At 38.3% G+C, this 14,586-nt stretch carries 14 protein-coding genes; 1 reads left to right on the top strand and 13 read right to left on the bottom strand.

Going from position 1 to position 14,586, the window contains the following annotated elements:
• Positions 1-36: 36 nt before the first annotated feature.
• The 12 genes from rpsB to ylqF form a co-directional block, all read right to left on the bottom strand.
• On the bottom strand, positions 37-804 hold the full coding sequence (gene rpsB / locus HMPREF3029_RS08060; RefSeq protein ID WP_070710368.1) for a 30S ribosomal protein S2: 768 nt from the start codon (positions 802-804) through the stop codon (positions 37-39).
• A 140-nt stretch (positions 805-944) separates the two neighbouring features.
• Positions 945-1,715, bottom strand: a complete 771-nt coding sequence (gene codY / locus HMPREF3029_RS08055) for a GTP-sensing pleiotropic transcriptional regulator CodY (RefSeq protein WP_070622094.1) — start codon at positions 1,713-1,715, stop codon at positions 945-947.
• A gap of 18 nt (positions 1,716-1,733) precedes the next feature.
• Positions 1,734-3,098 carry an ATP-dependent protease ATPase subunit HslU gene (gene hslU, locus HMPREF3029_RS08050; protein WP_070710367.1) on the bottom strand — a complete coding sequence of 455 codons (1,365 nt, stop codon included), beginning with the start codon at positions 3,096-3,098 and terminating at the stop codon, positions 1,734-1,736.
• Between the two features lie 8 nt (positions 3,099-3,106).
• The gene (gene hslV, locus HMPREF3029_RS08045) at positions 3,107-3,652 is read right to left on the bottom strand and encodes an ATP-dependent protease subunit HslV (RefSeq protein WP_040929147.1); all 546 of its coding nucleotides are present in this window, start codon (positions 3,650-3,652) and stop codon (positions 3,107-3,109) included.
• 5 nt (positions 3,653-3,657) lie between these two features.
• Entirely contained in the window at positions 3,658-4,539 is an 882-nt protein-coding gene (xerA, locus tag HMPREF3029_RS08040) for a site-specific tyrosine recombinase/integron integrase (RefSeq protein ID WP_070710366.1), read from the bottom strand.
• Positions 4,540-4,691: 152 nt separating this feature from the next.
• Positions 4,692-6,758 carry a type I DNA topoisomerase gene (gene topA, locus HMPREF3029_RS08035; RefSeq protein ID WP_070710365.1) on the bottom strand — a complete coding sequence of 689 codons (2,067 nt, stop codon included), beginning with the start codon at positions 6,756-6,758 and terminating at the stop codon, positions 4,692-4,694.
• Between the two features lie 84 nt (positions 6,759-6,842).
• On the bottom strand, positions 6,843-7,637 hold the full coding sequence (gene dprA / locus HMPREF3029_RS08030) for a DNA-processing protein DprA (RefSeq protein WP_070710364.1): 795 nt from the start codon (positions 7,635-7,637) through the stop codon (positions 6,843-6,845).
• 89 nt (positions 7,638-7,726) lie between these two features.
• The gene (gene sucD / locus HMPREF3029_RS08025) at positions 7,727-8,632 is read right to left on the bottom strand and encodes a succinate--CoA ligase subunit alpha (RefSeq protein ID WP_070457728.1); all 906 of its coding nucleotides are present in this window, start codon (positions 8,630-8,632) and stop codon (positions 7,727-7,729) included.
• An 18-nt stretch (positions 8,633-8,650) separates the two neighbouring features.
• Positions 8,651-9,820, bottom strand: a complete 1,170-nt coding sequence (gene sucC, locus HMPREF3029_RS08020) for an ADP-forming succinate--CoA ligase subunit beta (protein ID WP_068130519.1) — start codon at positions 9,818-9,820, stop codon at positions 8,651-8,653.
• A gap of 97 nt (positions 9,821-9,917) precedes the next feature.
• A complete protein-coding gene (locus tag HMPREF3029_RS08015) occupies positions 9,918-11,093 on the bottom strand; it encodes a DUF418 domain-containing protein (RefSeq protein WP_070710363.1) in 1,176 nt (391 codons plus the stop codon).
• Positions 11,090-11,842, bottom strand: a complete 753-nt coding sequence (locus HMPREF3029_RS08010) for a ribonuclease HII (RefSeq protein ID WP_070710362.1) — start codon at positions 11,840-11,842, stop codon at positions 11,090-11,092. Before HMPREF3029_RS08010 ends, HMPREF3029_RS08015 begins: the two co-directional genes overlap by 4 nt.
• Positions 11,832-12,686, bottom strand: coding sequence for a ribosome biogenesis GTPase YlqF (gene ylqF, locus HMPREF3029_RS08005; protein ID WP_070710361.1), 855 nt, complete (start codon positions 12,684-12,686; stop codon positions 11,832-11,834). Before ylqF ends, HMPREF3029_RS08010 begins: the two co-directional genes overlap by 11 nt.
• 221 nt (positions 12,687-12,907) lie before the next feature.
• Between ylqF and HMPREF3029_RS08000 the strand changes: the two genes are divergently transcribed.
• Positions 12,908-14,155, top strand: a complete 1,248-nt coding sequence (locus HMPREF3029_RS08000) for a Glu/Leu/Phe/Val family dehydrogenase (protein ID WP_246830714.1) — start codon at positions 12,908-12,910, stop codon at positions 14,153-14,155.
• A gap of 31 nt (positions 14,156-14,186) precedes the next feature.
• On the opposite strand, the gene arsC is transcribed toward HMPREF3029_RS08000, so the two are convergent.
• Complete coding sequence (gene arsC / locus HMPREF3029_RS07995) at positions 14,187-14,585, bottom strand: arsenate reductase (thioredoxin) (RefSeq protein WP_070710360.1); 399 nt, start codon at positions 14,583-14,585, stop codon at positions 14,187-14,189.
• Between the last annotated feature and the right edge of the window lies 1 nt (position 14,586).

The following is a 14,586-nucleotide window of genomic DNA, read 5'->3' as shown; positions in this document are numbered from 1 at the left end:
GTGATAAATAACAAGTACTTATCACCAAATTGTTTATTATTCTTCAGTTTCTGATGCTTCTTCAGCTGATTCTTCTTCTGTTAAGTCGATGTTTTGTTCAGCTGCAACATCTTCGTTAGATACACCTTGTTGACCTTCTAATACAGCGTCAGCCATTTTAGATGTCATTAAGCGTACCGCACGAATCGCATCGTCGTTAGAAGGGATAACGTAGTCCACTTCGTCTGGGTCACAGTTAGTGTCAACCATTGCAACGACTGGGATACCTAAGATTTTAGCTTCGTTAATCGCGATAGATTCTTTACGTGGATCTACGACGAATAATACTTTAGGCATATCTGTCATTTCACGAATTCCACCTAAGAATTTGATTAAACGATCATATTCTTTGTTGATTTCCGCAACTTCTTTTTTAGGAAGTACTTCGAATAATCCGTCTTCTTCCATTTTTTCGATTTCAGAAATTCTATCGATACGACCTTTGATTGTATCGAAGTTTGTTAAGATACCACCTAACCATCTGTGGTTTACGTAAAGTTGACCTGCACGCTCTGCTTCTTCTTTAATCGCATCTTGAGCTTGCTTTTTCGTACCGACGAATAATACTTTACCACCGTCACGTGAAACTTCTTTAATGAAGTTGTACGCATCGTCAACCATCTTAACTGTTTGTTGTAAATCGATAATGTAGATACCGTTACGCTCCGTGAAGATGTATTTTTTCATCTTCGGGTTCCAACGGCGTGTTTGGTGTCCAAAATGAACACCAGCTTCAAGTAATTGTTTCATACTAATTACTGCCATGAATATTTTCCTCCTTGGTTTTTACCTCCGCTTTAGCGCTAGCTAACAACCGTTACGGCACCAGTTAGCTCCTTGCTAAAACGTGTGTAATTGGCTTTATAGCCGTTTATTATAATAGCACAGTTTAGTCAGGGCTTCAACTAAAACATATCTTTTTCTAGTTCTTTTAAGAATCCTGGCTTTTTAATGCGAATAAACGTCCCTTTCATACCGAGTGAACGAGATTCAATAACGCCTGCACTTTCTAACTTTCTTAACGCGTTTACGATAACTGAACGTGTAATCCCGACTCTATCCGCAACTTTTGACGCGACAAGTAAACCTTCTAACGCATCGAGCTCTTCAAAAATGTGTTCGATCGCTTCACGTTCAGAGTATGATAATGAACGGATTGCCATCGCGATGCTCGCTTTGTCACGCGCTTCTTTTTCAACTTCTTTTTGACGCTCGTTCATCATTTCCATACCTACAACAGTACTTGCGTACTCACATAAGACGAGATCTTCTTCGGTAAATTTTTCTTCTTTTTTACCGACGACGAGCGTTCCAAGGCGATCTCCACCACCGAAAATTGGAATGACGCACGTCTCTGAGTTACTATATTCAGCAACTTCTTCTGGGAAGATCGTTAACTTATTACTAAAGTCGATATTCTCTTCTGTTTCACGTAGTCGCATAATACGGTTCATATAATACTCAGGGAACTCACGATTTTCTAAAAATTCGTGCATACGACTGTTTTCATCGAAACTTTCGTGATACGTACCGTAACCGAGTAACTTCGCATCACTCGCGACGATGAACGTGTTACAGTCTAATATTCTACTAAGTTTTTCTGCTAACGCTTCGTATTTTACGTTTTCTTGAATGAGCTTATTAATTTCTCTCGCTCTTTCTAATAATGTTGGCATATAGAATAGCCCTCCGTTTTATAAAATAAATTGACTTAAGTTTTTACTACTCTTAATTGTGTCTAGCTTATCATTTACGTATTTCTCTGTAATTTCAACGTGTGCACCGTGCATATTATCCGCTTCAAACAGTAACTCTTCAAGCAGAGTTTCCATAATCGTATGAAGTCGTCTTGCACCGATATCATCCGTCGTAGAGTTTACGTCGTACGCAATATTTGCGAGTGCTTCGATCGCTTCATCGGTATAACTGACCGTCACACCTTCAGTTTCAAGCAGTGCTTCATATTGCTTTGATAATGAATGTTTTGGTTCAGTTAAAATACGTTTAAAGTCTTCTGCTTTTAACTTATCGAGTTCTACACGAATCGGGAAACGCCCTTGTAACTCTGGTATTAAATCACTCGGTTTTGCAACGTGGAACGCTCCAGCACCGATAAATAAAATATGTTCCGTATTCACCGGTCCGTATTTCGTTTCAACAACGCTTCCTTCAACGATTGGTAAAATGTCACGTTGTACCCCTTCACGAGATACTCCAGCTTGACTATTTGACCCCATCGCAATTTTATCCATCTCATCGATAAAGATAATCCCTAACGTTTCAGCGAGTTCAATCGCTCGGTCATAGACGAGGTCCGTGTCGATCAGCCCTTCAGACTCTTCTCTAATTAAATGCTCACGCGCATGTTTTACTGGCAGACGTTTTTTACGTTTTTTCTTCGGCATCATATTTTGTAACATATCGCCCATACCATTGTCCATACCTGGCATCATCATCGACATTTGTTTCTCTTCGACTTCGATTTCAACGACACGCTCTTCTAAACGTCCGTCTTCTAAATCCTGGCGGATGTTACGACGTTTTTCACGTACAGTGTCATCAACTTCTTCTACTGGTTCTTCTGTTTTACCCATATTTGAAAGCATTTCAAACGGATTGTTAAACGTCGGTTCTTTAAAACGTCCTGGTGCGAGTAGTTTTATTAAACGTTCGTTCGCTAATTTCGTCGCCTCTTCACGAACGCCTTTAAATAATTCTTCTTTCACCATTTTTACGCTCGTCTCGACTAAGTCTCTCACCATCGACTCGACGTCACGACCGACATAACCGACTTCTGTATACTTTGTCGCTTCAACTTTCGTAAACGGTGCACCGGTAATTTTAGCCATGCGTCTTGCGACTTCTGTTTTACCGACACCTGTTGGTCCGATCATTAATATATTTTTCGGGATGACTTCAGGTTTTAAGTCATCACTTAATTTCATACGGCGATATCTATTTCTCATCGCTATCGCAACTTTACGCTTTGCTTCATATTGTCCGACGATGTTTTCGTCGAGTTTTGACACAATTTCTCTTGGAGATAAACTAACCAATATATATCCTCCTATTCAGCATCTATCGTTTCAACGATAATATTATCATTTGTAAAGACACAAATATCTGCAGCGATTTTTAACGCGTCACGCGCAATCGTCTCAGCATCTAAATCGTCTCCGTGTAATTTCATCGCGCGTCCTGCAGCGAGTGCGAAGTTCCCACCAGACCCAATCGATAAAATACCATCGTCTGGCTCGATGACTTCACCTGTACCTGAAACGATTAACATCGTATCTTTATTCATAACGATTAACATCGCTTCAAGTTGGCGGAGCATTTTATCTGTACGCCACTCTTTCGCAAGTTCTACGGCTGCACGTTCAAGTTGACCGTTATACTCATATAGTCTTGCTTCAAATTTTTCATATAAAGTAAATGCATCAGCGACACTACCTGCAAATCCAGCGACAACTTTTCCTTCATATAAACGTCTCACTTTTCTCGCGGTATGTTTCATGACGACTTGGTTACCTAAAGTAACTTGTCCGTCACCAGCCATCGCCATTTTACCTTTATGCTTGACTGCAAATATCGTCGTTCCTTTAATTGCCACTTTCGTCACCTCTTATTATTTTGTGGATGTGCGCTTAAATACGCTTGTCTCAACTGCTCTTTAGAAACGTGCGTATACTTTTGAGTCGTCGATAACGACTCATGACCAAGTAGTTCTTGTACTGCACGTATGTCTGCACCGTTATTTAACATATGCGTTGCGAACGTATGTCGTAACGTATGCGGATGAAGCGATGCTTTTATTGCACTTTCTTTCATCACTTTATTGATGATATAGCGTAATCCACGGTCAGTTAATTTCGTCAAATTATAATTTAACCAAAAAGCACCTGTCTCTTCCATATGTTTAGAAAACGTCTCGATATATTCAAGTAACGCTTCTTTTACAGATTCATTAAACGGTACGATACGTTCTTTGTTCCCTTTACCGAGTACTTTTAACAACCGGTGATCAAAGTCGATATCAGAAACTTCGATGTTTAATAGTTCTGCACTACGTATTCCTGTGCCGTATAATAACTCGAGTAACGCACGATCTCTCGTGTACATCTTTTTGTTTTTATCGAGTGACTGAAACAAAGCATCGATTTGGTTTTCATACAAGAAATCCGGTAACATAGAGTCTCGCTTTGGAAAAGACACTTGACTCACCGGATTGTTTTCTACGATATATCGTTCGTTTAAATAATTATAAAAACTACGAATCGCAGAAATTTTACGGCTAATCGTCGTCTTTTTATAGTCTTTATCGTATATAAACGTTAAATAATTACGTGCATCTCTCGACTCAAACGTCGTTACCGTTAGATGTTCCGCGTTTAAAAATGATTCAAACTCGCGTAAATCGAGTTGATAACTTTCAATCGTTTTTGGAGAATACTGATTTTGATACTTTAATACATCTAAAAAGTCGAGTACATAGTCCATCCACAGTCCTCCTCACTGTTATAAAAAAATTCCCATTGAATAGTTTAATATATTTGACAGACAATTGCACACAATTACTATTTTTCTGAAATATCTTTTTTCTTATGAAACACCATAAAAAATCTAGGCTAGATTAGTAGCCTAGATTATTTTTAGTTTGCATCTTCTTCATAATCACAGTTCGAACATTTTACCTTGACCGTTTTACCTTTACGTTGCTCGACTAAGTACTGGTTACATTTCGGACAATCTCTACCGACTGGCTTATCCCATGATACGAAGTCACAGTCTGGATATCGTTCACATCCGTAGAAAATACGACCTTTTTTAGACTTACGTTCAACGATTTCGCCTTCTTTACAAGTCGGACATTTTACACCGATCTTCTTAACGATTGGTTTTGTGTTACGGCAATCTGGGAAGTTTGAACATGCCATAAATTTACCGTAACGTCCCATTTTGTAAACCATTGGCGAGCCACATTTTTCACAGTCTATGCCTGCGGGTTCGTCTTTAATTTCGATTTCTTCCATTTCTGATTCAGCTTTTTCAACTTGTGGTCTAAACCCTTTATAAAAGTCATCGATCACTTTTACCCACTCTTTGTTGCCGTCTGCAATTTCGTCGAGTTGTTTTTCCATATCTTTCGTAAAATCAACATCGATAATATCTGGGAAGTAATCGGATACTTGTGCAGAAACGATTTCTCCAAGTTCAGTTGGAACAAAACGACGCTGGTCGAGACGTACGTAGTTACGTTTTTGAATCGTCTCAATCGTCGGTGCGTACGTAGATGGTCGGCCGATACCTGACTCTTCTAACGTTTTTACAAGACGTGCTTCAGTGTAACGTGGTGGTGGTTGAGTAAAGTGCTGATTTGAATCGATCTTTTCAGCAGTAACCGTTTCACCTTCAGAAATTTCAGGGATAATATTTTCTTTCGCATCTACTTTTTCGTCTGTACCTTCTTCGTATACTTGTAAGAATCCTTTAAATTTAATAGTAGAACCGTTACTTCTAAAGATGACTCCGTTATTGTTTAAGTCCACGCGCACAGTATCGAGCACTGCTGGTGCCATTAAACTAGCGACGAAACGGTCCCAAATTAGTTTGTACAAACGGTACTGATCACGTGATAAGAAAGCTTTCATTTCTTGTGGTGTACGTAATGTAGATGTTGGACGCACCGCTTCGTGCGCATCTTGTCCTTCAGACTTTTTATCTTTACGTTTACCTAAAAACTCTTTACCGTACATGTTTTCAATATATCCGTATGCTTCAGACTTGGCTTCGTTAGATACGCGCGTAGAGTCTGTTCTCATATACGTAATTAAACCAATCGTCCCTTGTCCTTTTACGTCAATTCCTTCATACAGTTGTTGAGCGAGCATCATCGTTTTACGTGCACGGAAATTTAATTTACGCGCCGCTTCTTGTTGTAATGTAGAAGTCGTAAATGGATACGCAGGATATCTCAGTTTTTCTTTTTTCTCGACAGAGTCGACGTTAAAGTCGTCTCCTTTAATTTGCTTTAAAACGTCTTTAACGACAGATTCATTTGGTAACTCTGTCTTTTTAGCGTCAGACGCTAACTTATAAAACTTACCTGTAAATTTCGAGCGCTTATATTTAAAGTGACCTTCAATTGACCAATATTCTTCTGGTTTAAAGTTACGGATTTCATTTTCTCTGTCGATAATCAGTTTTAATGCAACTGATTGTACACGACCTGCAGATAATCCTTTTTTAACTTTCTTCCATAATACTGGTGAAATGTTATAACCAACGAGTCTGTCTAATATACGACGTGCTTGCTGTGCGTCGACGAGTTGTTGGTCCATTTCTCTCGGTTCTTTAAAACTATTTTTTACTGCATCTTTTGTAATTTCATTAAATACGACGCGGTGATATTCTTTATCGTCACCGAGAGCGTGTGCTAAATGCCACGCGATCGCTTCACCTTCACGGTCCGGGTCCGATGCTAAATAGATTCGTTTTGCTTTTTTTGCTTCTTTTTTAAGTTCTTGAAGTAAAGGTCCTTTACCTCTAATCGTTATATATTTTGGTTGGTAGTTGTTTTCGACGTCAATACCAATTTGACTACGGGGCAAATCTCTAAGGTGACCCATCGAAGCGACGACTTTATATCGTTTTCCAAGATATTTACCAATCGTCTTCGCTTTTGCTGGGGACTCTACAATGACTAAATTATCTGCCACTTTTAATTGCCTCCCTCACGTTTTATGATTCAATGAACAATATTACACACTAACTTTTAAATTTGTCAACGGTTCTAAATTCATTTATTGTAATTCATATAAAATATCATCAGCTTTTGTAACGAATATCGCACCTTCTTTTAACCGCGCATTTACCCCTGCACTGAGCGGTGACGTAATATTTCCTGGTATACAAAAGACGTGTCGATTTTCTTCCATCGCCATCTCTAACGTAATTAAACTTCCGCTTTTTTCTTCGGCTTCAGTGACTAATACACCTTCACTTAAGCCAGCGATAATTCTATTTCGTGCGACGAATTGATGCTTATTTATCGGTGTGCCTGGTGGATACTCACTAATCGTACAACTATATTTTTCAATACGATGTCTCGTTTTTATTGTTGACTTCGGATAATGGATATCGTGACCAAATGCGAGTACACCGATTGTTTGAATATTCTCTTCAAGTGCAATATGGTGCGCGATATCATCTGCACCATATGCGAGACCTGACACGACTGTAAACTCATTTAACGCTGGAATGATTCTTTGTAACGCTTGACGCGTATACATTCCAGCTTTACGACTACCAACGATGCCGATTTTGCGACTATTTAAAGCCGATAAAGAGCCCTTTACATATAATACGTACGGCGGGTCGTAAATTTCTTTTAACGATGCTGGATAATACTTTGAACTCTCCGTTATAAACGTCACACCGTTCTCACACAATGTATGGTGGATGTCTTCTAACGAAATTTCTCTCGCATGCTGTAACTTCTTAATTGTAGATTCTTTTAATACTTCACCATTTCGGATCTTCTGAAACTCTTTTCTTGTAACTTTTGCAAAACTTAATTGTAAAATGTGAAGTTTCATAACTGTATTATAATCGATAGTTTTTAAAATTGGTATAAAAATAAAAAAACGCAGAGATTATATTATCTCTGCGTTACAATTTAAATTTATTATTTAATTGTTAGACATTGCTCGTAAAGGCCTTCTTTTTTAATACGCTCGATTAATGTCTCACCGATTACTGACGGTGTATCTGCTGTGTCGATACCTGCGTCGTTCATCGCTTTAATTTTACCTTCTGCTGTACCTTGACCACCAGAAATGATCGCACCAGCGTGACCCATACGTTTTCCTGGAGGCGCTGTTTGACCACCGATGAATCCAACAACTGGTTTTGTCATATTTTCTTTCACCCAAGCTGCTGCTTCTTCTTCAGCTGTACCACCGATTTCACCGATCATTACAACTGCGAGTGTTTCATCGTCTTCGTTAAATGCTTTTAATACGTCGATGAAGTCTGTACCGTTTACTGGGTCTCCACCGATACCAACAGCTGTCGTTTGACCGATTCCAGCTTCAGTTAATTGGTGAACTGCTTCGTAAGTTAACGTACCAGAACGTGATACAACTCCTACGTGACCTTTTTTGTGGATATAACCTGGCATAATACCAATTTTAGTTTCATCAGCAGTGATGATACCAGGACAGTTTGGCCCAACAAGACGTGTTTCTTTATCTTCTAGGTAGTCAACGACTTTAACCATGTCTAATACTGGAATATGCTCTGTAATACAGATAACAAGTTCTACACCTGCATCTGCTGCTTCCATGATTGAATCTGCTGCGAATGGAGCTGGAACGTATACGACTGATACTGTCGCGCCAGTTTCTTTTTTCGCTTCTTCTACTGTATTGAATACAGGTACACCTTCTACTACTTGTCCACCTTTACCTGGTGTTACACCACCGACAATTTTCGTGCCGTAGTCTAACATTTGTTTCGTATGGAATAATGCAGTAGATCCAGTAATACCTTGTACGATTACTTTTGTATCTTTATCTACAAATACTGCCACAATTAATTTCCCCTTATCTTATTTATTTTCTTCAACGAGTGCGATAATTTTTTGTGCACCTTCAGCCATTGTGCTTGCTGGTGTAATTGCTAAACCAGAGTCTTTAAGAATCTCTTTACCTTCTTTAACGTTTGTACCTTCTAAACGTACGACTAATGGAATTTCAAGTCCGACGTTTTTAACTGCTTGTACAACACCTTTAGCAATGACGTCACATAACATGATTCCACCGAAGATGTTTACAAAGATTCCTTCTACGTTTTCATCACTTAAGATGAGTTCGAATGCTTTTGTAACTTTCTCTTCAGTCGCACCGCCACCTACGTCTAAGAAGTTCGCTGGGCTTCCACCGAAGTGGTTAATTGTGTCCATCGTTGCCATCGCAAGTCCAGCACCGTTAACCATACAACCGATGTTACCATCTAGTGCAATATAAGATAAGTCGTATTTAGACGCTTCAACTTCTTTTGGATCTTCTTCGTCGAAGTCACGCATTTCCATTACTTCTTTTTGACGGTATAATGCGTTATCGTCAAAGTTGATTTTCGCATCTAACGCCATAACTTCACCGTCACCTGTTGTTACAAGTGGGTTGATTTCGACGATTGATGCATCTTTTTCTACAAATACATCATAGAGTCCAAGTAATAATTTTGCCGCTTTGTTAATTAACTCAGTTGGAATGTTGATGTTAAACGCAAGTCTTCTTGCTTGGAATGGTAATAAACCAACTGCTGGGTCGATCACTTCAGTGAAGATCTTTTCAGGTGTTTTAGCTGCAACCTCTTCGATTTCAGTTCCACCTTCTTCAGAACCCATTAACACGACACGGTTTGTCGCACGGTCTACAACAAAGCTGATGTAGTATTCATCTTTAATGTCGCAACCTTCTTCAATTAATAAACGGTTAACAACAGTACCATCTGGTCCGTTTTGTACCGTTACTAATGTAGAACCGAGTAAACTTTCAGCGTATTCTTTAACTTCATCTAAAGATTTCGCAATCTTTACGCCTCCAGCTTTCCCACGTCCACCTGCGTGAATTTGTGCTTTCACTACGTAGACGTCAGAGTCTAATGTTTTTGCTACTTCTACCGCTTCTTCAGGCGTACGCGCAACGTCACCGTTCGGTACTTTTACCCCTTTAGAGCGGAAAATTTGTTTTCCTTGATACTCATGAATATTCATGGTCTGCCTCCTAAGCGTTATAATAATAAGCTTTCAAAACTATTATATAAATTCATCGCACTATTGTAAACTTAACACGCTTCTAAAAAGTGTAATTTTAAATATGTGCGTTTTTTCCACGTTTTAAATGTGGTTTAAACGAGAAATACGTCCAAATTCTAAGTATATATTCGAGTGGTCCGTATTTAAACTTCTTCATATAGTAATAACTACATATAATTTGTACGATAAAGAAAATGATCGCTATTACAAATGACAACGTAAAGTTACCATCTCCGAATCGTCCAAGCCCACTACCATAATATATAAACGAGTGGAACACGGATTGTAAAATATAGTTCGTTAACGATAATTTACCGACGGCTGCTAAACTGTCCATAAATAAGTTTTCCTTATATAGATAATAAAATAGTGCGATATATCCATAAGCTAACGCTGTGTCGATAAAGAACATATAATAATCGAGTGTCTCATTATTAAGCCCAAATATATTTAATATAATACCGATCGGTACGAGTAGAATGAGTGCTTTTTTCCACGTGCCACCTGTTTCAAACATTTTAAGTTTTGCTGCAATCATTCCAGATATAAAGACAGGCACGTAAAAGGAAATAATGAGTATATACGTAAATATGTATCCGACCATTCCTCCGCCTAAAAACGGGTTCTCTGAATCGAATATAAACGACTGACGTTCAGCATTCGATAACGTACGATACGCTTCTTTTTCTTCGAGTAAATATTCGATTTTTTCATCGGTTAACTCTGTCGTATAACTCTCAAATTCTTCGTCTACTTCTTCTACACTACTACCAAAGTCTAAATGCATTAATACAACGAGCGCTGATGATAGAAGAAAACAAATAATCATCGTTTTAAGACTTCGATTTGGTAGCCAAAATAAAACAATCGTCATCAGTCCATAAACGAACAAAATATCTCCTTCAAATAAATACATCGCGTGCAGTGTACCAAATAATAGTAACGCGAGTCCGCGACGAATGAGTCCACGTTTAACACCGAGATCTTTACGTTTAAAACTAGACGCCATCATATACATCCCAAATCCAAATAAAAAGGCAAATATCGGCATCGTACTACCTTCAAATAATACGCGAATCGTATTCATTAAAAAGATGCCGACATTAGACACGTCATATACTTCAGGATAACTATTACCAAACATGCCGTAGTTAAAAACGAGCAAGTTCGCGAGTAATATCCCAAGTAAACTAAATCCTCTTAAACTATCTACTACTTTAATTCTGTTCATCTAAAAATCTCCTGAATTTCCTTAACGGGTGAAAAACTTTTTCTATGAATCGGCGTTACACCGTATTGTCCTAACGCATCTAAATGAGTCTTCGTTCCATACCCTGAGTTCTTTTCAAAATCATATTCCGGATACTCTTTACTATGTGCTTTCATTAAACGGTCACGATATACTTTAGCGATAATCGAAGCGGCAGCAATCGAATTTGAATTTGCATCTCCTTTTATGATACTTTGTTGATGAATATCCACATCTAATTCCATCGCATCAATTAATAAATGATCAACGTATCTATTTAAATTTTTCACTGCACGAATCATCGCAAGTTTTGTCGCTTCATATATATTTAACGTGTCAATTTCTTCGACAGTAGCGATACCTATACCGACTGTGCACGTGTCTAAAATTAAATCATATAAGCGATTTCTTTCAGATTCACTTAATTTTTTAGAATCATCTAACCCATATAACTTCTCGTCACCTAAAATTACAGCACCAGCAACGACTTCTCCTGCGAGTGGTCCGCGCCCTGCTTCATCGACTCCGGCAATTACACCTGTTAACTCACGCTCATAGACCATCATACGTTCAAAACGTCGTTTCGTCTCTTCGATTTTTTCAAGTTGACGTCTGCGACTTTTAATTGCATTTTGTACACCGACGCGTGTATCACTTTGTAAATCAGTATTGTCTAAATCTTCTATAGAATGAATCGTCTGTAAAAATTCTTTTACTTCTTTAATTGTCATCGTTAACCTCGTCAAATGTATATCTACCAATCTTACCGTTACGAATGTCATAAACGACTCGGTTAGTCACTTGTTCATAATCGACTTCGTTACCAGACATTAACATACCTCTACTTCTACCAATTGCGTCAAATACTGAAACAATGTCCGTTTCATCATAATTATTAATATTATAAAACGTATCGAAATTTTCTTTGTCATTTTCAATTAAAAACTTCATACCAAAAATAGCAACCTCATCTAAATGAACGACTCTATCCGTAATCGCACCAGTTAAACTTAACTTTAACCCGACGTCTCCTTCAAATTTCGGCCATAATACCCCAGGTGTATCTAGCAGTTCTAAATTATTACCTGCTTTAATCCACTGCTGAGATTTCGTTAAACCAGGAGTATTTCCAGTTCTAGCTGCTTTTTTACGCGCTAAACTATTAATTAACGTCGACTTTCCAATGTTTGGAATACCAATGATCATCGCACGAATCGGACGACGGTTAATACCACGCGCTTCCATACGTTTAAACATCTCTTCAGTCGCTTCCATCGCAACCGGTTCAATACGTTTTAAAACGTTGTTACTACGCGCATCTAGCGCAATCGGATACGTCCCAATTGACTTAAAGTAATTCATCCACTGATTTGTCATATTTTGATCTGCGAGATCAGACTTATTTAAAATGACAATACGTGGTTTATTTTTAACGATCTCGTTCATCATTGGGTTTTGACTCGACATTGGAATTCTCGCGTCTAAAATTTCTATCACTACATCAACTTTACTTAAATTCTCTTCAATTTGGCGCCTTGCTTTAGCCATATGTCCAGGAAACCAGTTAATAGACATATCTTCACTTCCTCATTAAGTTTTAATTTCTATTCGATTATAGCAAATTCCTTTTATCATACGATATACCACAAGGATTTAAAATATGTAAATTATGAAAAAGATTAGCTATACGAACATTAAATTTTTGTTCCAAAATAACAAAAGAACAATCTTTCATTATTTTATAAACGTGATATTATATACATATGAACTTAATATCAAAAAAGGTGGTCTTTCCTTTGAGTAACAACTCATTTATCAATGCGCAACAACAAGTTGAATCAGCATGTAGAATTTTGAATACGGAACCAGCAGTCTTTGAAATTTTAAAAGACGTTGAGCGTATGATTGAAGTTAGCATTCCAGTTAAGATGGATGACGGTACAATCAGAACGTTCAAAGGTTACCGTGCAGCACACAACACGTCACTCGGACCAGCAAAAGGTGGAATTCGTATTCACCCTGCAACAACGTACGATGACGTAAAAGCGTTATCTATTTGGATGACATTTAAATGTGCAGTAACAGGTACACCATACGGTGGTGGTAAAGGTGGTATCGTTGCTGACCCAACAAAACTATCTGAAAACGAACTCGAGCAATTAGCGCGCGGATACGTTCGTGGTCTTTACAAATACTTAGGCGAAAAAATCGACGTACCTGCACCAGACGTAGGCTGTAGTGCACAAATGATCAGCTGGATGGTTGACGAATACTGTCAACTAGCTGGTACACAAGCACTCGGTACATTCACTGGTAAACCAGTAGAATACGGTGGATCACTAGGACGTACAGAATCAACAGGATTCGGTATTTCAGTCATTGGACGTCAAGTTGCTAAAAAATTCGATATCCACTTCGAAGAAGCAACACTTGCAGTACAAGGATTCGGTAACGTAGGAAGCCACGCGGTAAAATACTTCGAACAACTCGGTGCAACAGTACAAGCAGTTATGGAGTGGCACCCAGATGGATTATTTGCTATCTACCGTGAAGAAGGATTTACTTACGAAGAGCTAGAAGCAAACCGTGGTAAATTCAAAGAAATGGACAACGTTAAAATCTTAAACCCAGAAGACTTCTGGTCATTAGACGTAGACATTATGGTACCAGCAGCACTTGCAAACGCAATCGATGAGCGCGTTGCGAAATTAGTAAAAGCAAACATCGTACTTGAAGGTGCAAACGGACCAGTCACTACTGAAGGAGATGCAGTATTCAAAGAAAGAGGCATCACAGTAGTACCAGACATCCTTACAAACTCAGGTGGAGTAATCGTATCTTACTATGAGTGGGTACAAAACCTACAAGGATTCTACTGGACAGAAAAAGAAGTCTTAGAGCGTCAAGAAGAGAAAATGATCCAAGCATTTGACGAAATCTGGGATACAAAAGAAAAACACGACGTAACATTCAGAGAAGCGGCTTACTTAAACTCAATTCAAAAAGTAGCAGACGTTATGAAGTTACAAGGTAAATTATCTTAATATAAAAGAGGCGAAATGACTCGCCTCTTTTTTAGTATCTCAATTTAAATTGTTCTATCGCTAATTTAATTTCATCTCTAACACGCTCGAATTCTGACCACTCTTTACCCGCAGGATCATCAAAACCCCAATGTTCTTTTTTAACATTTGGTGGTAAAATCGGACAATTCTCATCTGCATCACTACATAACGTTACGACTAAATCTGATTGTTTTAAAATATCATTATCAATCAAGTCTGACGTATGGTCTGATATATCAATACCTACTTCTTTCATAGCTTCTACTGCTTTAGGATTAACACCATGTGTTTCAATACCAGCAGAATAGACATTCCAGTCTTCACCTAATAATTTCTTCCCCCAACCCTCAGCCATTTGGCTACGGCAAGAGTTGCCAGTACATATAAAATAAATTGTTTTCTTATCCATA

It is taken from the genome of Nosocomiicoccus sp. HMSC059G07 (assembly GCF_001815515.1).
Lineage (GTDB): Bacteria > Bacillota > Bacilli > Staphylococcales > Salinicoccaceae > Nosocomiicoccus > Nosocomiicoccus ampullae_A.
The sequence above is the reverse complement of the archived record's forward strand: the minus strand, read 5'-3'. Positions and strand labels throughout refer to the sequence as shown.

Coding starts and splice junctions, on each gene's coding strand:
- dprA (WP_070710364.1), bottom strand. CDS start 7,637: ATGAAACTTCACATTTTACAATTAAGTTTTGCAAAAGTTACAAGAAAA.
- xerA (WP_070710366.1), bottom strand. CDS start 4,539: ATGGACTATGTACTCGACTTTTTAGATGTATTAAAGTATCAAAATCAG.
- HMPREF3029_RS08015 (WP_070710363.1), bottom strand. CDS start 11,093: ATGAACAGAATTAAAGTAGTAGATAGTTTAAGAGGATTTAGTTTACTT.
- arsC (WP_070710360.1), bottom strand. CDS start 14,585: ATGGATAAGAAAACAATTTATTTTATATGTACTGGCAACTCTTGCCGT.
- ylqF (WP_070710361.1), bottom strand. CDS start 12,686: ATGTCTATTAACTGGTTTCCTGGACATATGGCTAAAGCAAGGCGCCAA.
- rpsB (WP_070710368.1), bottom strand. CDS start 804: ATGGCAGTAATTAGTATGAAACAATTACTTGAAGCTGGTGTTCATTTT.
- sucC (WP_068130519.1), bottom strand. CDS start 9,820: ATGAATATTCATGAGTATCAAGGAAAACAAATTTTCCGCTCTAAAGGG.
- codY (WP_070622094.1), bottom strand. CDS start 1,715: ATGCCAACATTATTAGAAAGAGCGAGAGAAATTAATAAGCTCATTCAA.
- HMPREF3029_RS08010 (WP_070710362.1), bottom strand. CDS start 11,842: ATGACAATTAAAGAAGTAAAAGAATTTTTACAGACGATTCATTCTATA.